Source organism: Croceibacter atlanticus HTCC2559 (genome assembly GCF_000196315.1).
In the GTDB taxonomy this organism is placed as follows: domain Bacteria; phylum Bacteroidota; class Bacteroidia; order Flavobacteriales; family Flavobacteriaceae; genus Croceibacter; species Croceibacter atlanticus.
In genome coordinates this window covers 1,260,001-1,281,199 of the sequence record NC_014230.1, presented here as the reverse complement: position 1 = coordinate 1,281,199, position 21,199 = coordinate 1,260,001, and the positions used below count along the sequence as shown (strand labels likewise).

Annotated in this window: 17 protein-coding genes and 2 rRNA genes (1 of these 19 cut by a window edge); 5 read left to right on the top strand and 14 right to left on the bottom strand. The window is 34.0% G+C overall.

The genetic code is table 11. From position 1 onward, the window contains the following. Positions 1–12 precede the first annotated feature (12 nt). Positions 13–1,290, top strand: coding sequence for a replication-associated recombination protein A (locus CA2559_RS05675; RefSeq protein ID WP_013186892.1), 1,278 nt, complete (start codon positions 13–15; stop codon positions 1,288–1,290). Here CA2559_RS05675 and CA2559_RS05670 read toward each other — a convergent pair. From CA2559_RS05670 to radC, 6 genes are all read right to left on the bottom strand, one after another. Next, entirely contained in the window at positions 1,284–2,117 is an 834-nt protein-coding gene (locus CA2559_RS05670; RefSeq protein WP_041240930.1) for a hypothetical protein, read from the bottom strand. The two genes, CA2559_RS05675 and CA2559_RS05670, sit on opposite strands and share 7 nt — an antisense overlap. After that, a complete protein-coding gene (locus CA2559_RS05665) occupies positions 2,117–3,535 on the bottom strand; it encodes a DUF5723 family protein (protein WP_013186890.1) in 1,419 nt (472 codons plus the stop codon). Before CA2559_RS05665 ends, CA2559_RS05670 begins: the two co-directional genes overlap by 1 nt. Further along, the gene (locus CA2559_RS05660; RefSeq protein ID WP_013186889.1) at positions 3,532–4,059 is read right to left on the bottom strand and encodes a hypothetical protein; all 528 of its coding nucleotides are present in this window, start codon (positions 4,057–4,059) and stop codon (positions 3,532–3,534) included. The genes CA2559_RS05665 and CA2559_RS05660 overlap by 4 nt, the downstream gene beginning before the upstream one ends. A gap of 70 nt (positions 4,060–4,129) precedes the next feature. After that, entirely contained in the window at positions 4,130–4,819 is a 690-nt protein-coding gene (locus tag CA2559_RS05655; protein WP_013186888.1) for a YjjG family noncanonical pyrimidine nucleotidase, read from the bottom strand. Then, the gene (locus tag CA2559_RS05650) at positions 4,809–6,095 is read right to left on the bottom strand and encodes a polysaccharide deacetylase family protein (protein WP_041240929.1); all 1,287 of its coding nucleotides are present in this window, start codon (positions 6,093–6,095) and stop codon (positions 4,809–4,811) included. The genes CA2559_RS05655 and CA2559_RS05650 overlap by 11 nt, the downstream gene beginning before the upstream one ends. A 6-nt stretch (positions 6,096–6,101) precedes the next feature. Beyond that, positions 6,102–6,797 carry a RadC family protein gene (gene radC, locus CA2559_RS05645; RefSeq protein WP_013186885.1) on the bottom strand — a complete coding sequence of 232 codons (696 nt, stop codon included), beginning with the start codon at positions 6,795–6,797 and terminating at the stop codon, positions 6,102–6,104. 89 nt (positions 6,798–6,886) lie between these two features. On the opposite strand from radC, the gene CA2559_RS05640 reads away from it, so the two are divergent. After that, positions 6,887–7,498 carry an FMN-binding negative transcriptional regulator gene (locus tag CA2559_RS05640; RefSeq protein WP_013186884.1) on the top strand — a complete coding sequence of 204 codons (612 nt, stop codon included), beginning with the start codon at positions 6,887–6,889 and terminating at the stop codon, positions 7,496–7,498. Between the two features lie 7 nt (positions 7,499–7,505). Here the strand turns inward: CA2559_RS05640 and CA2559_RS05635 are convergent, their stop codons facing one another. From CA2559_RS05635 to CA2559_RS13670, 6 genes are all read right to left on the bottom strand, one after another. Next, positions 7,506–8,858, bottom strand: coding sequence for a UDP-N-acetylmuramate--L-alanine ligase (locus CA2559_RS05635; RefSeq protein WP_013186883.1), 1,353 nt, complete (start codon positions 8,856–8,858; stop codon positions 7,506–7,508). A 140-nt stretch (positions 8,859–8,998) separates the two neighbouring features. After that, positions 8,999–9,958, bottom strand: a complete 960-nt coding sequence (locus CA2559_RS05630; RefSeq protein ID WP_013186882.1) for a tetratricopeptide repeat protein — start codon at positions 9,956–9,958, stop codon at positions 8,999–9,001. Between the two features lie 50 nt (positions 9,959–10,008). Then, positions 10,009–10,530, bottom strand: coding sequence for a DUF4136 domain-containing protein (locus CA2559_RS05625; protein WP_013186881.1), 522 nt, complete (start codon positions 10,528–10,530; stop codon positions 10,009–10,011). Positions 10,531–10,577: 47 nt separating this feature from the next. Further along, positions 10,578–13,934 carry a DUF7619 domain-containing protein gene (locus CA2559_RS05620; protein ID WP_013186880.1) on the bottom strand — a complete coding sequence of 1,119 codons (3,357 nt, stop codon included), beginning with the start codon at positions 13,932–13,934 and terminating at the stop codon, positions 10,578–10,580. Between the two features lie 68 nt (positions 13,935–14,002). After that, positions 14,003–15,004, bottom strand: a complete 1,002-nt coding sequence (gene obgE / locus CA2559_RS05615; RefSeq protein WP_013186879.1) for a GTPase ObgE — start codon at positions 15,002–15,004, stop codon at positions 14,003–14,005. 83 nt (positions 15,005–15,087) lie between these two features. After that, positions 15,088–16,191 (bottom strand): adenylate kinase, encoded by a 1,104-nt coding sequence (locus CA2559_RS13670; RefSeq protein WP_013186878.1) that lies wholly within the window; start codon positions 16,189–16,191, stop codon positions 15,088–15,090. A 92-nt stretch (positions 16,192–16,283) separates the two neighbouring features. On the opposite strand from CA2559_RS13670, the gene CA2559_RS05605 reads away from it, so the two are divergent. The 3 genes from CA2559_RS05605 to CA2559_RS05595 are packed head-to-tail and all read left to right on the top strand — an operon-like array spanning position 16,284 to position 19,972. Then, a complete protein-coding gene (locus CA2559_RS05605; RefSeq protein ID WP_013186877.1) occupies positions 16,284–17,441 on the top strand; it encodes a 5-(carboxyamino)imidazole ribonucleotide synthase in 1,158 nt (385 codons plus the stop codon). 6 nt (positions 17,442–17,447) lie between these two features. Then, entirely contained in the window at positions 17,448–17,939 is a 492-nt protein-coding gene (gene purE, locus CA2559_RS05600) for a 5-(carboxyamino)imidazole ribonucleotide mutase (protein ID WP_013186876.1), read from the top strand. 8 nt (positions 17,940–17,947) lie between these two features. Further along, positions 17,948–19,972, top strand: coding sequence for a M3 family metallopeptidase (locus CA2559_RS05595; protein ID WP_013186875.1), 2,025 nt, complete (start codon positions 17,948–17,950; stop codon positions 19,970–19,972). Positions 19,973–20,071: 99 nt separating this feature from the next. On the opposite strand, the gene rrf is transcribed toward CA2559_RS05595, so the two are convergent. Both rrf and CA2559_RS05585 read right to left on the bottom strand, forming a co-directional pair. Next, a 5S ribosomal RNA gene (gene rrf, locus CA2559_RS05590) occupies positions 20,072–20,181 on the bottom strand. A 116-nt stretch (positions 20,182–20,297) separates the two neighbouring features. Continuing rightward, a 23S ribosomal RNA gene (locus CA2559_RS05585) occupies positions 20,298–21,199 on the bottom strand (it continues 1,922 nt past the right edge of the window).

Sequence of the window (21,199 nt, the reverse complement as noted above, 5' to 3'; positions counted from 1 at the left end):
ACTTTTGCGTTTATGAATACACCTTTAGCAGAACGGTTAAGACCAAAATCTTTAGATTCTTATATTAGCCAAAAGCATTTAGTAGGACAAGACGGCTCTTTATCTAAACAAATTAAAGCAGGCGTTTTACCCTCATTAATTTTTTGGGGTCCACCAGGCGTCGGAAAGACAACATTAGCTAATATTATAGCTAATGAAAGTGATCGCCCATTTTATAGCTTAAGTGCAATAAATAGTGGTGTAAAAGATGTTAGGGAAGTTATTGAAAAAGCTAAAAAGAGTGATGGCTTGTTTAGTAGTAAGAACCCTTTATTATTTATAGATGAGATTCATAGATTTAGTAAATCTCAACAAGATTCTCTTTTAGGCGCTGTAGAAAAGGGTTGGGTAACATTAATAGGAGCAACTACAGAAAACCCTAGTTTCGAGGTTATACCTGCACTATTATCTAGATGTCAGGTTTATGTCTTAAAGCCTTTCAGTAAAGAGGATCTATTACAATTAATTAATAAAGCTATAATTGAAGATCCTTATATTTCTAAAAAGAACATAGAACTAAAAGAAACAGAAGCATTATTAAGACTTAGTGGTGGCGATGCTAGAAAGCTACTTAATATATTTGAACTTCTAGTTAATACCTCAGCATCAGAAAAAGTTGTAATCACAAATGATTTTGTTTTAAAAAATGTGCAGCAAAATACTGTTCTGTATGATAAAACAGGAGAACAACATTACGACATAATTTCAGCCTTTATTAAATCTATTAGAGGAAGTGATCCTAATGCGGCTGTATATTGGCTTGCTAGAATGGTTGAAGGCGGCGAAGATGTAAAATTTATTGCAAGACGCCTTATAATTTTAGCATCTGAAGATATAGGTAATGCTAACCCTACAGCATTGGTAATTGCTAATAATACGTTTCAAGCTGTTACTACTATCGGTTATCCTGAAGCCCGCATAATACTAAGTCAATGTGTTATTTACTTAGCAACTTCTGCTAAAAGTAATGCGAGTTATATGGCTATTAAGAAAGCGCAAAGTTTAATAAAGCAAACTGGAAACTTACCGGTGCCATTAGAGCTTAGAAATGCGCCCACACAACTTATGAAAGAGCTTGGCTATTCTAAGTCCTATAAATATGCACATGACTATGAAGGTAATTTTGTTCAAGCTAATTTTTTACCTGAGGAATTAAAAGGCACAGTACTATTTAAGCCTGGTAATAATGCAAGAGAGTCTGGGATTAAAGAGTTCTTAAAACAACGCTGGTCTTCACATTATAGCTATTGAAGCTCATAACTAAGAGATACCAAAACATTGTCTGAATCTAAATACTCAATATTTAGGTTACCATTTATTGAAAAATATGCGATACCCTTAGTGTTCATATCTTTTAAATAATGAAACACATTGTCCTGGCCACTAATTAATAAACTAGCAATTATTTTGTTGTTTAAATTTGAAGCTCTTAATTCAAAACCACCATCTGTCTTTATTAAGCTTACTATAGAATCTCCTCGTTTATATTTGGTAACTCCAAGAGGCTTTACAACTTCAACTTTTTCTTCTGCAATCGTACTTTCTGCTTTATTCGCTTTAGGTTCATTTACATCTATATCTTGCTCAGCTGCAATCTCCTTAACTGTAAACTTTGGTGTGGAATCTTTGTTAGAGTTTGAAGTTTTTTCTTCGTTATAAGAATAATTTAAGGTTTCTAAGCTTTTAAAAGCTTCTCTTGTAGAGATTATATAAGCTTGTCCCTTACGCTTATCCTTACTTGTTCCTTCGTCTGTAATATATACAAGGTCTCCATTACAATCCAGCAGCTCTATACTAACTTTTGTTACAAATAATCCAGAATTACCTATAGCGTTAGCATACAATGCCAAACATCTATCTTCAGCAAGATCTGTAGGATAATTATCACCTTCCATGATAGTATTAAAACCGTGTTTCTCAAATAAAAACTTTGAAAGCGAATTTAGTTGGTATTGGTCCTGCTCTTGTGAGAATTCGTAAGATTTAGGAACCACTACATACTTATAATCATTTATAGAAGTTTGTGCAATTAATGTCATGCTAAGAAACACGAACATAAAGCTTAAGATATATTTCATCACTTTTTAGTTATAATAAATTGAAAACCTAATTGTAAAGATAAGGCGTTTGCTTTGGCAAGATTTCTATAACTCAATAAATTATCTGCAGCTATGTAAAAATTAAACGTCTTACCGGTTACCGCAATTAAAGCTCCTATATTAGTGTATGAAAAGGCGTCTATAGTATAGGTAAGCTTACCTCTTAAACCATTTGTAATACGTTTGTCATAATACAGAGTAGCAGCTCCAGAAAAAGCTCTTGGTCGTTTTACAGCATATAACTGAAGACCGACATTGTTATCATAAAGCTCATCTCCTGTAGCATAACAGTTACAAGCTCTATAAGTATTGCTAAAGCCATAGTTAAGTCCTGCATTTAATTTTACTGGTCTTAATGTTGTATAATTAGTTGTTAATGTATCAATTGGTACTGCAGCTTCAATAGCATCACTAAGTTGTTGATAATATGGAGGTGCAGGATCATTGTTATTTTCAGGAAACTCTAGCTCTATACCATCAAGTTCATAACTTCCTGAAGCTCTATAAGTCTCTACATTTTTTGTGTGAGAAATAAAACCCAAATCAAGCACACTTGCAGATAAAGACCACGCATCGTTAAGAGTATACGTTAAGCCTAAGTCTACGCCAAGTCCTAGATTTCCTCCAAAAAAATAACGTCCAGCTAATACACCAAAAACATCTTTTGGTGTACTTCCTTCTGGTAAATCATCTAATTCTGAATACCCAGATGTTTGTATTTTTACATTTGCATTTAATAATGAGTGCTTGTAAAAATTAGGACCGTTTGGGGTTTCTTCTGTAATAAATGTTCCTTTATTATCTGTGCTCCTAAAATCTACAAGACTTGAATAAATCTTAAAACGACCGCCCAATCTCAAGTCTTTAGAAACTTTTTTATTGACCCCAAAATGCCAAACAGCTACTGCTTCACCTTGTGCTTTAATTTCGTTAAATGAAAAGGGCTTGCCAATATTACTTCCTGCATTACCTTGGTAACCCAATAATGCAAAATTTTTAGGCAAGTAAGAAATAGCATCTACCTCTTGATATAGACCACCAGAAAAATAATAGTTTTTATTGTTTTGCCAGCCAAAGGATAGTATTTCAAATTGCTGATTAACCTCAACAAAATCGTTTGTTGAAATTCTATTTAATACGTTTAAAATTCTTTGGTTTATTGAAACTACTTGAGAGTCTTCAAAAATATCGAAAGCATTAATGCCTGTTGAACCAAAATTTACATGAATTTGAGAGAAAAAGGGAATCCCTATATGTTTATTAAAAGTAATATTACTTCCTGGATTAAGCATTAAGGTTTGCGGTAAACCATCTACGCCATATAGTAATTGCTTATTCTGAGCAGTTAAAAAACTACTTAATACACATAAACAAAGTAGGATTACACATTTTTTCATCCGCCAGTACTTTCTCCTCCAACTTCTAAAGTAAAATCTGCTTTAGATCTTAAGCTTAAATCACCTTGAATTGGCATACCATTATCTATCAACTCAATTTCAACCTGTAATTTAATAGATTGCCTTATGCTATCTAACATATTTACTGGCACTTGCTCTATATGTATAGTTTGCTCTACAGTACCGTCTGGGCTTCCGTTTATCACAAAATTAATTGGATATTTTTCTTCATCTGCTTCAGACAAAAACGTAAGTGTGGTATTAAAGTCTTGGGAAAAGGTGTTGTTGTATTCTATATAAAGCTCTAACGCCACTAAATTTTCTTGAATAAAGCCATCATCTAGAAAATCTAATCTAGTTACATCTGTTACGTAACCATTGTTTACTGGGTTTGTAAAATCTAAATCATCTACCTCAAAAAAGACTAGAGAGATTGTATTGTTTTGGTAAAATGTAAATGCTTCTCCTTGTTCAAAATCTACATCATCTACACAAGATGAGAGGTTAAAACAAAGACATAACATTACCAAAACTATGATGTAACGGGACCTTAGCATAGTTTAACAAGATATATGTTTAATAAAACTTACCTAATTAAAGAAACGTTATAATACTTAAAAGATTGTCTACTTTAATCTGAGTATCAGGCACATTATCGTTATGCACGTCATAGTAAATAGATGTTATACCTAGGTTATTTGCGCCCAAGATATCTGCTTCATAACTATCACCAATCATTATACTATTATTTACAGTAGCGTTTGCCTGCTCAAGTGCATATTCAAAAATCTTTGGATCTGGCTTCTTTACACCTACCATTTCACTAGTGACAATCACATCAAAATAATCGTTTATTTTACTGTTATGCATTTTCTTTTGCTGCACCTCATTAAAACCATTTGTGATTATATGCAATTTATAATTTGGTTTTAAATAGTTTAAAAGTTCAAACGTGCCTTCAAAAAGATGGTTAAATGATGAAAGATGCTCTATATAATCATTAGATAATTTATAAATAAGGGTGTCATTTATAGTGTAACCTAATTTATCAAACGTTTTTTTTAATCTACCATACCTTAATTCTTCTTTAGAAACTTGGTTGGTTCTGTACAATCTCCAATATTCAAAATTAATTGGACTGTAAACATTTATAAAATCATTAAATGATAGGTTTACTTTATTTGAATTGAAAATATGCTGAAATGTAAGTGCAGAGTTTTTTTCAAAATCCCAAAGGGTATGATCTAAATCGAAAAAAATATGCTTTTTATCTTTAAGTTTCATTAAGTTGAATTATTAAATCAAGATAAGCATTTGCTGTCGTTTGCGTTGAAAAATCTATATTATTAAACACCAAGTTCATTTCTCCTTCTAGCCTATTAATTGCAGATTTAACTTGTAGCAATTTTTCTGAAACTTCTTTGAAATTTTCTGGACTTACACATAAACTATTAAACACATAAGGATGAAGCCTTACTGGTGTAACACGCTCTAAATTTATATCATAAAACAGGAATGGAGAACACGTATTTGCTCTAAAACCAACATACTCTGGATATCCCATTGAAAATGTATGAGGAATTTCTAAATCTGCAATATGGTTTTGAGTTTCCGGTAAGTTCATAGGATACTTTGCATTAAGCATAGATTTAAGTGGCCTATTCATAATATTTTCCAAGCGTTTCTTTTCTTTTCTAAGCACAGATTTTTCGATAGTAGAGTTATGCCCAGATAACAATCCGACCTCATTATAATCTGCCATAGATTTTATAAGGGAATGAAAGTTTTTTCTGTTGTGGTTTACATTTCTATCCTTAGCAGAAAAGTCACTAAGCTGAAACATATATTTAAACTTGACATTATGTTTTTTAGAAAAATCTACTAGCTTCTCAAACACATCATAATCATCTTTCTTTAAAAACAAGAGGGTTCTCAACCTATTAAAAACTGAGCCTAGCCTAAGAGTCACTAAATCTCTCAAACCTCCTACAACAGACCTCATTATGCCTTTTCGCTTGTATTTGTATGCTTCTTCTACAGCAACAATTGTACTAAGCTTAAATAATTTATTTTTAAATGTTATTGTATTAAAGCGTTCTTTTAGTACAGACCTAAAACGTTCGACCCAAAAATCGACTACAGGTTGATGAATAAAATTAGATTTATAAGCTAAACTTTCTGTAGCAGGAAAACGGCCTTCACTATCCTTTACATGCGGTGAGTATTCTTCATAACGGCTTAATAAATAGAATGATGCTGCAAAAATATCATACGGCAATGCACTCTTGTCTGTTACCTTAAAAAACCCGACTGTACTGCCCCATTCTTGTACTGCAGGCTCTATATCACTAAAACCTTGTTCAAATAATAAGGGTACGTTTTGAAAAAATAATTCATTTCCTAAGGGTTGTCTTCCGTAAGACATTTTAGGACCGTCATGACCAATAAAATCTTCTATTTTTGATGTAAACTTTACCTCTACTCCAAGCATATGGGTACAGATATGCTTAAATGTATAAACTATTCTTGGCGTTTGTTTTTTGGTGAAGACTAATAACATTGCGAACTATAAGATACCATTGTCGGCAAAGCTAAAATACGCCTTTTGGGTTACAATTACGTGGTCTAATACTTTAATGTCTAGACTCTGTCCTGCAAGTTTCAATTTCTCAGTAAGTTGCTTATCTGCTTGGCTTGCTTTTAAAGTGCCACTAGGATGGTTATGAACCAAAATTATTGCAACTGCACCTACTTGTAAGACCATTTTAAATAACAGCCTAACATCTACCAAAGTACCCGTAATTCCTCCTTTGCTTAATTGCGTTTGTTGAATTACTTTATTGCTATTATTTAAGTATACAACCCAAAACTCTTCATGATCTAAATCTCCTATTATAGGTTGCATAAGCTCAAAGACAGAGGCGCTTGATGTTATAACCTTACGCTCCAAAGCAGCTTCAAAACGTCTTCTTCGTCCTAACTCCATAGCCGCTACAATTGATATTGCTTTTGCTTCACCAATGCCTTTATAACTTGTTAAGGTTTCTACAGATTGCTTACCTAACTCGTTTAAGTTATTATGAAAGTCTGCAAGTATACGTTTGCTTAACTCTACAGCACTTTCCTGTCTGTTTCCTGAGCCAATAAGTATTGCAATAAGTTCTGCATCACTTAATGCTGTTTTTCCTTTTAGGAGTAGTTTTTCTCTAGGGCGATCATCTAAGGCCCAAGTGGTAATAGGAAATGAAGATTTTCCTTCCATAATTAAAATTGCTTGTTTTAAAGATATGAAATTTATGAATGACTACATTTACACTAGTTTTACCTAAACAGTTATAGTTTTAATTAATTATGAGTTATCCACCTAAGCATTATCAGGAAACTAATTTTAATCACGTTATTTCTACTATTAAAGCCTATCCTTTAGCTACTGTGATTTCTGTAAAAGACGCCAAGGTATTAGTGACGCATTTACCACTAACCTACAAGGAAACCAAACAAGGCGCAGGCAAATTAATTGGTCATATAGACAAAGCAAATCCGCAAACCTCATTACTATCTAATGGCAATCCTTGTACAATTATCTTTAATGGCCCAGATTCATATATTTCACCAAGTATTTTTGAAAGCAAACAATTACCTACATGGAATTACATTAAAATACATATTGAAGGTAGTGTAAGTAAAATTGAAAATGCTTATGATGTAAAAGAATCAATAGTAAATATGACTGCTCAACTAGAAGGTTTGGAACAAAAGTTTGTTTTAGACAAAAACGATGTAAGAATGGAGCGTTTAATAGATTTCATTGAAGGTTTTGAAGTAGACATTACTTCTTGGGAAGGCAAATTTAAAATAAGCCAAGACAAACCTAACGCTGAACAAATGCTTGCTAAAAGTGCTTTAGAAAACTCTGAACCAACACACAAACTAAATTACATTAACTCAATTTTTGACAGTTAACTGTACTCTATATTACAGACTTTAGCTCATTAAAATCTAAACCACCATAATTACCACTACTCATTAATAGTAGTACACTATCCTTAAAGTCTTGTGCATATAAATACGTTTTAAAATCTGCTGGATTTGTAAAAATTACCAAGTCATCTCTTTTAAAAGCTTCATTAATCTGCTCTGCCTTCACCTCATCTAGCTGCTTAATTTGAACAGCATCTGGTGAGTAAAACACAATAGCTTTGTCTGCAGCATCTAAAGCTCCTTCATATTGGTCTAAAAATTCAGCATTTAAACTACTGTAGGTGTGCAACTCTAAACAAGCTACTAATTTGCGGTCTGGATATTGATTTTTTACAGCTTTTGTGGTTGCACTTACTTTACTAGGACTATGGGCGTAATCTTTATATACAACGGCATTATTATTTTCTGTAATTTTCTCAAGACGTTTAGATGCACCTTTAAAAGTTGATATTGCTTCGTAGAATTCGTCTTCGTCTACGCCCATATGTTGGCATATCCATTTGGCACCTGCTAAATTATTAAGGTTATGAGCCCCAAATATTTCAATTGGCATAGGGCCTTCAGGAGTTTCTAATAATGTTTTACCATTCTCCACAGAGTAAGCTGCTGTTGTATACGCATGTTTGCGAGTTGGAGCTGTAGCCTCTTCTGCAACTTGCTTTACAGTTGGATCTTCTTCGTTGTATACTAAAATACCACCTCGAGACATTGAATCTGCAAAGATTTTAAATTGCTCTACGTAGTTTTCAAATGTTGGAAAAACATTTATATGATCCCAAGCAATACCGCTAAGTAATGCTATGTTGGGTTTGTATAAGTGAAATTTTGGTCGTCTGTCTATAGGTGAAGATAAATACTCGTCTCCTTCTAACACGATAAAATCATTTTCTTCTGTTAAGTGCACCATAGTATCAAAGCCTTCTAATTGCGCACCAACCATATAATCTACCTCTTTATCATGGTAGTTCATAACATGCAAGATCATAGCTGTTATGGTAGTTTTACCGTGTGAGCCACCAATAACTACACGTGTTTTTTGTTTAGATTGTTCGTAAAGAAATTCTGGGTAGGAGTAAATTTTAAGTCCTAATTCTTTTGCTTTTAATAATTCTGGATTGTCTGCTTTTGCGTGCATTCCTAATATTACAGCATCTAAAGAATTGGTTATACGTTCTGGGAACCACCCAAATGTTTCTGGCAGTAAATTATGCTTACTTAATCTAGATTTTGAAGGCTCGAAAATAGTATCGTCACTTCCTGTAACCTTATATCCTTTATGGTGTAATGCTAAGGCTAAATTGTGCATAGCACTTCCTCCTATTGCAATAAAGTGAATATTCATAATTTACAATTTGTTATATGATGATGTAAAAATAAAAAATGCAAGAGGGATTGAGCGCGTGTTTAAACTCTTTTTGCATTTGTTTGCAAAAAAGTGAGTAGCGAAAGCCCGACGCCATTTATAAATGGCGGCTTGCCCAACTACATATCTAGAATTAGTGAGCGTTCTTGTAGTGCTTCTTTAAAGTCTGAACGATCTTTTAAAGCTTCCTGAATCCAATATGAGGCTTTGCTCCTATTACCCATATGCCTATACATTTGTGCTTTTCGTAAATACGCCCAGTCTAATGGTACGCCATCTTTTATAGAGTGATTTTGTATATATCTGTCTGCATACACCAAACCAGTTTGTGGCTTAATATTATATTGGGCACAAATTTTTGCAATTTGGTAATTAAGTTGATTCCTGTCATATTTTTTCAAGCTGTCTTCCAATGTATTTACAGCTTTTTCTGGCTCATTGTTTTCCTCGTAAAGTTTAGTTAGTTTCTCGTACGTGTGAGGTGAGCCACCAATCTCTATAGCTTTTTTATAGTGTACTTCTGCATCTTTAGGTCTGTTACTGTATTCTGCTATATATCCTCTAGACAAGTGCCCATCTACAGGACTAATTTTATAAAGCTGCTCTGCATACTCCTGAGATTTAGACTCGCTTCCACCCAATATGCCTGGCAACTGTATATAAAGCTCAACCAAAGCCCATCTTACTTCTATATGGTTAGGGTCCAGTTTAGCTGCTTCATTTAAGTGGTACTTAATATCATCTATATAAAACACAGCTTTAACTTTATTCATCTCAAGACATTTAAGCCCTAGTGAACCTCCATATTTAAAGTGATAATTGGCATTTTTTGGAGACGCGTCTAAAAGCTCTTTATAATAATCTAAAGCGGTGTCCCAATCTTTAGAGTGACCAGCAATATCACCAAGGTATTCCTTTGTTTGTTTGTGATTTGGATTTTCTTTGAGATAAGCCTGAAAGTAAGATTTAGCTGTATTATAGTTCTCTTTGTTAAATGATTGCAGTCCTTTTTCATAATTAGATTGCGCAACACCATTTAGCGAGAAGCAAAGTATGATTGCTAAAATTATATATCTCATAGGTTTCTTAACGTAAATTGGGGATAAGTATTTTAAATAACTAATACAGATTATTCTTTAGGTGGATAGCTTTTAAGCATTTTTGAAATTAATTTCTTAAAGTAATTTAACCTGTATTCTGGAGAGGTGTTTAAATTAAACTTTTGTTCTGAAACTGCTTGCCAAATAAGATTATCTGTAGATTCATCTATTATATCCAGCGTAAGTTTAAGAAAGTTGACTCTACTCTTACCTAACGGAATGCCACCAGAAACGCCAACGCCTACATTACCGCCACCACCAAAACCAATACCAATTGTGTTTGGGTTTACATCTTCATACTGTATAGTATATACATTTATATAAAGATCTGGAAATCTTGATTTAGTAATTCCTTTTTCCTTTAAAGCATCATCTAAAGCACTATATAATCGCTTTTCATCTAACTGGCTCAAGTTTGTTTGTATGTCTGGAAAAATATTATACGTCGTAAAGGTTGAAAAATTTGCTTCACTATCATAATCTACAATCGGCTTAGGACCACCGCAAGACATTACTAATAGTGCAACAAAAAGTAAACTTAAACCTCTCATAGTTTTTAATTTTTAGTAAATGTATTCAAAAATTAAACCAAGATTGTTTAATCTTTTATTATTCGTTTTATAAATTTTTCTTGCTGGGTTGTAACTGTCACAAAGTAAATACCTTTAGTTAGAGAAGTTAAATTAATAGAGGTGTTCTTTGATGTTAATAAACGTTGCCCCGTTAACGTTGTTACTACTATTGATGTGACTGTATTACCTGAAACAGTTTCTACATTTAAATACGAATTTACTGGATTAGGATAAATCAATATATTTTCGGGCATACTAGTTTCTGGGACACTAAGTGGCGCCACTACCTCTGTAGTTACAGTGTTGGTGATGATTGGCTCATTAAAATCGAAAAAGATATTTGCAGTATTTTCTACAGACTCTCCAATTGTAAGGCTTGCTACTGGCTTTATTCTAAATGCAACATACCCGTTACTACCTTCTGAGTCATCTTGTTCTGCAGGAAGAAATATATCTTCAAAAATAAATTTTACAATGTTTCCATCTTCTACCTCTAATCTGTACTCATGACTAGAAGCTACTGCTTTTAAAGTTCCCCATTGTAAATTATTAGATAATGTATCTGTTACTGTTATATTTACAGCACTTGCTGTACCTGTATTTTGGAAACGAACCAGGTAATCTAAATAATTAGGCACTTCTGCTTCTAAAATACTTTCACCTTGTGTTACTTGCTTGTCATTTGGATCAAAAGAATTTACTACTATTTGCTCGAAAACCTGACTATTATCTTCTGGAATAGCATCATTTGAGTTTGGAGATATTGTTACTGTATAGCTTAGGATATCGTCTCCATTAACTGTTGGTGGCTGAAAAATGTCTGTAGTAAACACAATAGAGCCACTTTGAAATGGCTGCAAGTTGCTAAAACTCCAAGTTACCATATTACTAGTTACTGAAGTCTCTTGAGGTGTACTACTAAGGTAATTCATCTTAGTATCTTCAAACATTAAAGTTATAGTGGGATTTAAAACTGTAGTTCCGTTATTCTCAAAATTGATTAAATAATCTGTTTCAAAACCTGGTCGTGCTTCTTCTAATGGAAAAATTGAAACTGCTAGGTCGTCATAAGAACTTGAAGATGTTAGGCAGAAATCTGCAGTTACCTCTGTTTCAGATTCTGTGAATAAAACAGTTTGACTTGCAGGAGAAAACGAAACATCACTTGGTAAAGATTGTTCATTTATATATACCGTATATTCATTATCAGATAATAATAACACATAGTTACCATTACTATCTGTAAGTGTTGATAGTATTCCGTTTGAATTTTCTACACTAACAAGTATGCCTTCTGATGGTGTGTTTCCTGTACTACAGCCATTGTTATCTATATCGAAAGAAATAGTTCCTGTAAGAGAGTTAACAACACCTATACAGCCTTGTTCAATTTCTTGTAATGAATTACAACCTGTTGCGTTATTGGCAATATTAAAATTTGTATTTCCTGCTGCAATGGCCAGACAAAAGCTCTCTATACTACAATTAGACAACGCGGCATTATCTATAATTTGCACATTTCCTACTACAGTTGCATTTTCCAAGCTATTAATATTAAATAATAAAGGGTTTCTTTCAATACTAATAGAACTAACTTGAGTTGTAGTTTCTAACCCATTTAAGTTTGTGATATTAGGATTATCTTCAATAGCTATGCTAGATGTTACAGCTATTGAACCTTGCGTTAATGGTTGTTGTACATTAGGACTAAGTGTAAGCCTTAATGCTGCAACCTGTATATCACCAACACCATTTAAATTAACCATTGTCTCGTTAAGACCTACGGTAAGTGACTCAACATATTGAAGGCTAGTTAAACCATTCAAGTTGGGTAACATATCGTTAGTATTTATAATAAAGGAATTTTGAACGCTCTCTAAATTTTGCAACCCATTTAGTGATGTTATACCATTTCCGCTAAGACCGATAAATGAGGTTGAAACAATATTCTCTAATCCAGTTAGATCTGTTAACAGAGCATTGTCCACTATTTCAATTTCTTGCATCCCTTCAAGTTCACTTGTTAATGCTATTGAAGACATTGATGGATTATCTGTAACAGCTAACTCTTGAATAGTAGTGCTACCCAAACCATCTAAGTTAATCAAATCCTCATTAAACTCTACAACTAATGTCATTACACTCTGTAAATTGGTAAGGCCTGTAAGGTTAGGTAATATAATATTAGAAGCTATAGTTAAAAACCCTGTTACCTCAGTTAAATTTTCTAAGCCCACTAAAGAAGAAATAGTATTGCTACTAATTGAGACATTACTTAAGCTTGTTGTTGTTTCAAGTCCTTGTAAGTTATTTAGGTCGTCGTTTAACAAAACCTGCAAGCTTTCTGTCACCTGTAATGTATTTGTTGTCGCAATTTGCTGTAGTACAGGATTATTGCTTATAAGGACAAAAGACAAGGTAGCATCAGGCAATCCATTAAGGTTAGTTAGGCTACTATTATTATTAACTTCTAAACTTTCTATAATTCCTAAATTATCTAAACCTGTAAAGTTTGTAATATTTGGAGATTGTATAATTCTGAAAAAATCACTTATCTCCACAAGATTATTTAATCCAGTAAATGATGTTATGGCGTTGTTTGAAAGGCGAAGATCTTGAAGGTGAGTTGTCTCTTCTAAGCCAGTAAAATTATCCAAGGAAGTATTATTATTCACTTCTAAATTTACAGTAACATTTATGCTCGTCGTTGTAGAAATTTCAGACATAGCAACATTAGAGCTTATACCTAAATTATCAACAGTAAGCATTCCAACTCCATTTAAATTTTGAAGATTATTATTTTGGTTTACACTTAATCCGCGAGCTAAGGTTAAGCCTCCAAGACCAGATAAGTTTAATAGAGCGTCATTGTCATTAATTGCTGCAGAAAATGTTACAGTTGTGAGATTATCTAATCCTGAAAGAGAAGTTATAGGGTTATTACTAATCTCTAAAACTTGTAACATTGTTGTTCCTTCAAAACCTTCTAAACTAACTAATGAGGGATTATCAAGAATTCTTAGTTGAGAGGTGACTTCAATTTGACTAGTAGAAATGCTTTGTAAAGATTCATTTTGAGTAATAGTAAGATTCTCTACAGTTATATTTCCTAAACCGTTTAAGTTTAAAAGATCATCATTTTCTATAACTAGTAAGTCTTGAACAGTAGTTAATGAAGAAAGTGGCGAAAGGTCTGTAATTTGATCTGTAGATACTGCAGTTGTCCCTATTCTTAAATCAATAAGTGTGGTACAGTTTGGAAAGTTGGCGCCAAAATCATCGACATCGGCTTGTGTTCTTAAATCTGCAAAATTTCCTGTAGGACATTGTGCATAAAATATTGATGTAAAAAGAAGACTAATTAAAAGTAGTATTTGTTTCATATGCTAAGTTAATTAGCATACAAAATACAAACTCAAATGTTAAAAAAACCTTAATTTAATACAACAAGTTAATTATTAAGCATTTGCCACAGCTTGTCTTTAAGTTGTTGTAGCCCTTGTTGCGCAACAGATGAAATAAATAAATAAGGAACGTTATTAAATTTACCCTTAATTGAAGCGTCTAACTCTCCTTTTAACTCTTCATCTAACATATCGCTTTTAGATATTGCAATAAGCTTGTCTTTATCTAACAGTTCTGGGTTGTAACGGCGTAGCTCATCTAACAATACCTGATACTGCTCAACAATATCTGGAGCGTCTGCAGGTATTAAAAATAATAGGGTTGAGTTGCGTTCTATATGTCTTAAAAAGCGATGCCCTAAACCTTTTCCTTCTGCAGCACCTTCAATAATTCCAGGAATGTCTGCCATTACAAAGGTCTGGTAATCTCGGTACTCTACAATACCCAAACTTGGCTTTAAGGTTGTAAACTCATAATTGGCAATCTTAGGTTTTGCAGCAGTAATTACAGACAATAATGTAGACTTTCCTGCATTTGGAAAACCTACCAAACCAACATCTGCTAGTATTTTAAGCTCAACAGTAACATCTATTTCTTCGCCTTCTAAACCAGGTTGTGCGTACCTAGGAGTTTGATTTACACTGTTCTTAAAGTGTGTGTTGCCACGGCCGCCTAAACCTCCTTTTGCAATAATTATTTCTTGGCCATCATTAATGACTTCATGAAGAATTTCTTCTGTTTCTTTATCTCTTATAACCGTACCTAGAGGCACGTCTATATATTGATCCTCACCATCTGCGCCAGACATTTCTTGTTTTCTACCATGTTCTCCATGGCCAGCACTAATGTGTCTTTTAAACTTAAGGTGGTATAATGTCCAAAGGTTTTTATTTCCTTTAATAATAACGTGACCACCACGACCACCATCACCACCATCTGGGCCTCCTTTTTCTATATACTTTTCTCTGCGCATGTGTGCAGATCCTTGTCCGCCTTTACCAGATTTAAGGTGCAGCTTTACATAGTCAACAAAATTTCCTTCAGTCATTGGGTGATAGTTTATAGTGATGAATATTTAATATAAGAAGTAAACTTCATCATACCATATTCGAAATAAAAAATTCGATATTTTTAAAGCTTATCTATAGCTTTACTTAGTCTTTCTGTAATTTCATTAATACTACCTACACCATTTATACCATGGTATTTATCTTTCTTTTGGTAGTAATCTTTTAAAATTGCAGTTTCATTATAATACACTTTAATTCGGTTTCGTATAACATCCTCATTGGCATCATCTTTTCTGCCTGAAGTTTTACCGCGTTCTAATAGGCGCTGTACTAAAACTTCATCTTCTACCTCTAAAGCAATCATAGCATCTATTTGCGAGTCTTTTTCATCCATTAATTTAGAAAGAGCTTCTGCCTGTGCTTCTGTTCTTGGAAAACCATCAAAAATAAAACCGTTTGCGTCTGCATTTTTATCTACTTCGGCATTAAGCATTTTAATAGTAACTTCATCTGGAACTAGGTGTCCTTTATCCATATAAGATTTAGCAAGTGTTCCTAATTCTGTAGCATTTTTAATATTATAGCGAAATACATCTCCTGTAGATATGTGTACAAGGTTATATTTTTCCTTTAATACTTCTGCTTGAGTTCCTTTTCCTGCGCCTGGAGGGCCAAATAGAACGATGTTAGTCATTTTTGTTGGTTTATGTTTATATATATCTTTTAGGTTTCTGCCTAGACCTTTATAATCTAAACCGTATCCTACAATAAATGTATTATCTATTTCTAAGCCTACATAATCTAATTTGTAATGCTTACCGTATGCAGATGGTTTATAACAAAGAGTTGCTATTTTTATAATTTCTGCACCTTCATTATCAAGAATCTGCATAATAGCTTCAATCGTATTACCAGAATCTACAATATCCTCAACTACTACAACTGTACGTCCTTTAAGAGAAGGCTCTGCACCCATTACTGTTGTGATTTCGCCCTGTTGCATTCCTTCATAAGACGCTACCTTTATAAAGCTTAATTCACACTCATAATTAAAGCGTTTTATTATTTCTGCAGAAAACAAAAATGCGCCATTTAATACTGTTAAAAATACAGGTCGTTTATCCTTTAGCTCATCATTTAATTTTACAGCAATGCCATTGATAGCGTGATTAATAGCATCATTGCCTATAAATTTCTCAAACTGTTTGTCGTGTAATTTTACCATAGAGACGGCAAAGATAATGATTACGGCTTTTACCTCATATTCATTCGGCTATTCCTTTAGAAAGAATTATTTTTACGCAAGACATTTAAGCTATGAACAACTACTTTTCTTCAGATTTTACTATAGGTATTCTTGGCGGAGGCCAGCTAGGTAAAATGTTATTATACGAAACACGTAAATACGATATTAGGACTCATGTACTAGATCCTAATCCTCAAGCTCCTTGTAAAATTTCATGTAATAAATTTACAGAAGGTAGTTTAATGGATTATGACACAGTTTATAACTTTGGAAAACAAGTTGATGTCTTAACTTTTGAAATAGAAGCTGTTAATGTTGAAGCGTTAGAAGCATTAGAAAAAGAAGGAAAAACAGTATATCCTTCTGCTCAAACACTTAGAAAAATACAGAACAAGGGTGTACAAAAAGAGTTTTACGAATCTAATGGTATACCTACAGCTCAATTTAAACGCTATGAAACCAAACAACTCTTAACTGAAGCTATAGTTAGAAAAGAACATAGTTTTCCTTTTGTATGGAAAAGTTGTGAAGGCGGTTATGATGGTAAAGGTGTGAGCGTTATTAGAGATGATGAAGATCTTATACCGTTACCCGAGGTTTCTTGTATAGCAGAGGAAATGATTCCCTTTAAAAATGAACTTGCAGTAATTGTTGTAAGAAATCCTAAAGGTGATGTTAAAACATATCCCGTAGTGGAAATGGAATTTCATCCTGAAGCTAACCAAGTAGAATATGTTATATGTCCTGCAAGGATAGAAAAAACTATTGCAGACAAAGCTAGAACTGTGGCTAAAAAAGTCTCTGAGTCTTTTGAGCACGTGGGTATTTTAGCTGTAGAGTTATTCCAGACACATAACGATGAGATACTAGTAAATGAAGTAGCGCCAAGACCACATAACTCAGGTCATTTTAGCATAGAAGGTAGCTTCACAAATCAATTTGAACAACACTTAAGAGCTATCTTAAATTTAACTTTAGGAAGTACAAAAAGTAAAGTTGGGAGTGTTATGGTAAACCTTGTTGGTGAGGAAGGCTATACTGGCCAAGTGTATTACGAAAATATTGAGAACATCATGAGTTTAAATGGTGTAACGCCACATATATATGGTAAACGTGAAACACGACCATTTAGAAAAATGGGACACGTTACTATTATAGATGAGGACATAAATGAAGCAAGACGAGTTGCTGAAAAAGTAAAACAAAAAATTAAAGTTATTTCTAAATAAGTCATTATGCCAAAAGTTGGAATTATCATGGGAAGTACTAGCGATATGCCAGTTATGCAAGACGCTATAGATATTTTAAGGGAATTTAATATAGATATTGAAGTTGATATTGTTTCTGCTCACAGAACACCAGAGAAGTTATTTGATTACAGTAAGAATGCTCACAATCGGGGCATAAATGTAATTATAGCTGGTGCTGGTGGTGCAGCACATTTACCAGGAATGGTTGCTTCACTTTCACCTTTACCTGTTATTGGTGTTCCTGTAAAATCAAGCAATTCAATTGATGGTTGGGATTCTGTTCTTTCTATTTTACAAATGCCTGGAGGCGTACCTGTAGCAACAGTAGCTCTCAACGGAGCTAAAAATGCAGGAATACTCGCCGCTCAAATTATAGGTAGTAGTAATTCTGAAATACTTGAAACAATTATTGACTATAAAGAAAGTTTGAAACAAAAGGTAATTGATGGCGCAAAATCCATAAGTACTAATAAGTAAACTAATATATGACACAAGACAAAAATCCTTTATTAGAACAATTTGAAGAAGCTCCTTTTTCTCGAATAAAAGATGAACACTTTAAGCCAGCAATAGAAGCACTAGTTAAAGAAACAAAAGCAGAAATTGATGTAATTACTTCCAATAAGGATGAACCAACTTTCAAAAATACTATAGAAGCTTTAGAGTTTAGCGGAATGCAACTTGATAGAGTTACTAGTATCTTCTTTAATTTAAATTCTGCAGAAACATCTGAGAATCTTCAAAAAATAGCTCAAGAGATCTCTCCACTATTATCGGAATTTGGAAATGATATAACTTTAAACAAAGCATTATTTGAACGCGTTAAAGCTGTTTATAATAACAAATCGAAATTCAACTTAAGTGAAGAGCAAGAAATGTTATTAAATAAAAAATATAAAAGCTTTACACGTAATGGTGCAAACTTAAATGCTGAAGATCAAAAAAAGCTTAGAGAGATAGATAATGAACTCTCAAAGTTAAAATTGAAATTTGGAGAAAATGTTTTAGCAGAAACTAACAACTTTCAATTACACATTACAGACTTAGAAAAATTAAAAGGTTTACCTGAATCTATTTTGAATGATGCTAAAGAATTAGCTAAATCACAAAATAAACCAGGCTATATATTTACTCTTCATTACCCAAGCTATGTTCCTTTTATGAAGTACGCTTCTAACAGGGAACTCAGAAAAGAAATGTCGTTAGCATATGGCTCTCGATGTTATAAAAACAATGAGTATAATAATGAGGAAAATGTTTTAAAAATTGTTTCTCTAAGATATAAAAGAGCAAAGTTATTAGGATACAAAACACATTCTGATTATGTATTAGAAGAACGAATGGCAAAAGATCCAGATACTGTGTATAGCTTCTTAAATGATTTATTAGAAAAAGCTAAACCTGTCGCCATTAAACAATTCAAAGAATTAGAAGATTTTGCTAGAAAATTAGATGATATAGATCAGCTTCAAAAATGGGATGGTGCATATTATACAGAAAAATTAAAAAAACAGAGCTTCAGTTTAGATGATGAAGAACTCAAACCATATTTCAAACTTGAAAATGTAATTAGTGGAGTTTTTAAAATTTCAGAAAAACTATTTAATCTAACATTTGAAGAAGTATTTAATATTGAAAAATATCACGAAGATGTAAAAACGTTTAAGGTTTATGAAGAAGGTAAGTTCAAAGCACTATTTTATGCTGACTTCCATCCTAGATCAGGTAAGCGACCAGGTGCTTGGATGACCTCTTTTAAGTCTCAATATATTAAAGATGGTATTAATCACAGACCTCATATTTCTAATGTTTGTAATTTCTCAAAACCATCTAAGGACAAACCTTCATTATTAACTTTTAATGAAGTAACAACACTATTTCATGAATTTGGTCATGCACTTCATGGAATATTAGCAGACACAATTTATCCAAGTTTATCAGGGACGTCAGTATCTTGGGATTTCGTAGAACTACCTAGCCAATTATTAGAAAATTGGTGTTATGAAAAAGAGGCACTAGAATTATTTGCGTTTCATTATAAAACTGGAGAAATTATACCCACAAGGTTTATTAACAAAATTAAAGAATTAAATAAATTTCAAGAAGGGTTTCAGACCTTAAGACAAATTAGTTTTGGTATTTTAGATATGGATTGGCATAATATTAATCCAAATAAAATAAAACTTATTAGTGAGCAAGAGTTTAATTCTTTTAAAACAACAAAACTATACCCTGAAACAACTGATAACTTAATGAGTACTTCTTTTGCACATATTTTTCAAGGAGGTTATTCCTCTGGCTATTATAGTTATAAATGGGCTGAAGTATTAGATGCAGATACATTTGATTATTTTAAAACTAAAGGAATATTTAACCCTGATTTATCTTTTAGCTTTAAAGAAAATATACTTTCAAAAGGAGGGACAATATCTCCCGAAATTCTTTATAAAAAATTCAGAGGTAAAAACCCTTCAAATAAAGGCTTAATTGAAAGGGCAGGATTAAATTAAATGATATTTAAAAAAAGACCGAAGAAAAATCTTCGGTCTTTTTTTCATAATAATCGTAAACAAAAAAAACTCCCCTACCAATAAAGGAAGGGGAGTCAAGAAAGGCGGCGACCTACTCTCCCACTGGATAGCAGTACCATCGGCGCTGGCGGGCTTAACCGTCCTGTTCGGGATGGGAAGGGGTGCGCCCCGCCGCCACAGCCACCTCGTGCTGTTTGTTCCTTCGACCTTCACAATGGAAGGCATCAGGACATATCAATATCTTGACATATTCGGAATTCACGTAATATTGATGATTAGAAAAGAGTTCAAGAGAACGCTTTGTTGGCGCAAGCCGTACAGGCTATTAGTACCACTCGGCTGAGACATCACTGCCTTTACACCTATGGCCTATCAACGTGGTCGTCTCCCACGGCCTTTAAAAAGAAACCTCATCTTGTGGCGGGTTTCGCGCTTATATGCCTTCAGCGCTTATCCCATCCGGACGTAGCTACCCTGCAATGCTCCTAGCGGAACAACAGGTACACCAGCGGTCCGTCCAACCCGGTCCTCTCGTACTAGGGTCAGGGCCACTCAAGTTTCTTGCGCCCACTGTAGATAGAGACCGAACTGTCTCACGACGTTCTGAACCCAGCTCGCGTGCCACTTTAATGGGCGAACAGCCCAACCCTTGGGACCTTCTCCAGCCCCAGGATGTGACGAGCCGACATCGAGGTGCCAAACCCCCCCGTCGATGTGAGCTCTTGGGGGAGATCAGCCTGTTATCCCCGGAGTACCTTTTATCCTTTGAGCGATGGCCCTTCCATGCGGAACCACCGGATCACTATGCCCTACTTTCGTACCTGGTCGGCCTGTATGCCTCTCAGTCAAGCCCCCTTGTGCCATTGCACTCCACGCACGGTTGCCAAGCGTGCTGAGGGGACCTTTGGAAGCCTCCGTTACTCTTTGGAGGCGACCACCCCAGTCAAACTGCCCACCAAACAATGTTCCCATAAAATGGGTTAGATCCTAAGCAAGTGAAGGGTGGTATTTCAACAACGGCTCCCCGATGCCTAGCGACACCGGCTCATAGCCTCCCACCTATCCTACACGTCACTTGCCCAGAAGCAATGTTAAGCTACAGTAAAGGTTCACGGGGTCTTTTCGTCCCACAGCGGGTAACCGGCATCTTCACCGATACTACAATTTCACCGAGCTCATGGCTGAGACAGTGTCCAGATCGTTGCA

Excerpts from the sequence above, each read along its gene's own strand:
- CA2559_RS13670 (WP_013186878.1), bottom strand. The coding sequence starts at position 16,191 with ATGGTAAAATTACACGACAAACAGTTTGAGAAATTTATAGGCAATGAT.
- CA2559_RS05675 (WP_013186892.1), top strand. The coding sequence starts at position 13 with ATGAATACACCTTTAGCAGAACGGTTAAGACCAAAATCTTTAGATTCT.
- CA2559_RS05665 (WP_013186890.1), bottom strand. The coding sequence starts at position 3,535 with ATGAAAAAATGTGTAATCCTACTTTGTTTATGTGTATTAAGTAGTTTT.
- CA2559_RS05630 (WP_013186882.1), bottom strand. The coding sequence starts at position 9,958 with ATGAGATATATAATTTTAGCAATCATACTTTGCTTCTCGCTAAATGGT.
- CA2559_RS05660 (WP_013186889.1), bottom strand. The coding sequence starts at position 4,059 with ATGTTATGTCTTTGTTTTAACCTCTCATCTTGTGTAGATGATGTAGAT.
- purE (WP_013186876.1), top strand. The coding sequence starts at position 17,448 with ATGCCAAAAGTTGGAATTATCATGGGAAGTACTAGCGATATGCCAGTT.
- obgE (WP_013186879.1), bottom strand. The coding sequence starts at position 15,004 with ATGACTGAAGGAAATTTTGTTGACTATGTAAAGCTGCACCTTAAATCT.
- CA2559_RS05650 (WP_041240929.1), bottom strand. The coding sequence starts at position 6,095 with ATGTTATTAGTCTTCACCAAAAAACAAACGCCAAGAATAGTTTATACA.
- CA2559_RS05620 (WP_013186880.1), bottom strand. The coding sequence starts at position 13,934 with ATGAAACAAATACTACTTTTAATTAGTCTTCTTTTTACATCAATATTT.
- radC (WP_013186885.1), bottom strand. The coding sequence starts at position 6,797 with ATGGAAGGAAAATCTTCATTTCCTATTACCACTTGGGCCTTAGATGAT.
- CA2559_RS05670 (WP_041240930.1), bottom strand. The coding sequence starts at position 2,117 with ATGAAATATATCTTAAGCTTTATGTTCGTGTTTCTTAGCATGACATTA.
- CA2559_RS05625 (WP_013186881.1), bottom strand. The coding sequence starts at position 10,530 with ATGAGAGGTTTAAGTTTACTTTTTGTTGCACTATTAGTAATGTCTTGC.
- CA2559_RS05635 (WP_013186883.1), bottom strand. The coding sequence starts at position 8,858 with ATGAATATTCACTTTATTGCAATAGGAGGAAGTGCTATGCACAATTTA.
- CA2559_RS05655 (WP_013186888.1), bottom strand. The coding sequence starts at position 4,819 with ATGAAACTTAAAGATAAAAAGCATATTTTTTTCGATTTAGATCATACC.
- CA2559_RS05640 (WP_013186884.1), top strand. The coding sequence starts at position 6,887 with ATGAGTTATCCACCTAAGCATTATCAGGAAACTAATTTTAATCACGTT.
- CA2559_RS05605 (WP_013186877.1), top strand. The coding sequence starts at position 16,284 with ATGAACAACTACTTTTCTTCAGATTTTACTATAGGTATTCTTGGCGGA.
- CA2559_RS05595 (WP_013186875.1), top strand. The coding sequence starts at position 17,948 with ATGACACAAGACAAAAATCCTTTATTAGAACAATTTGAAGAAGCTCCT.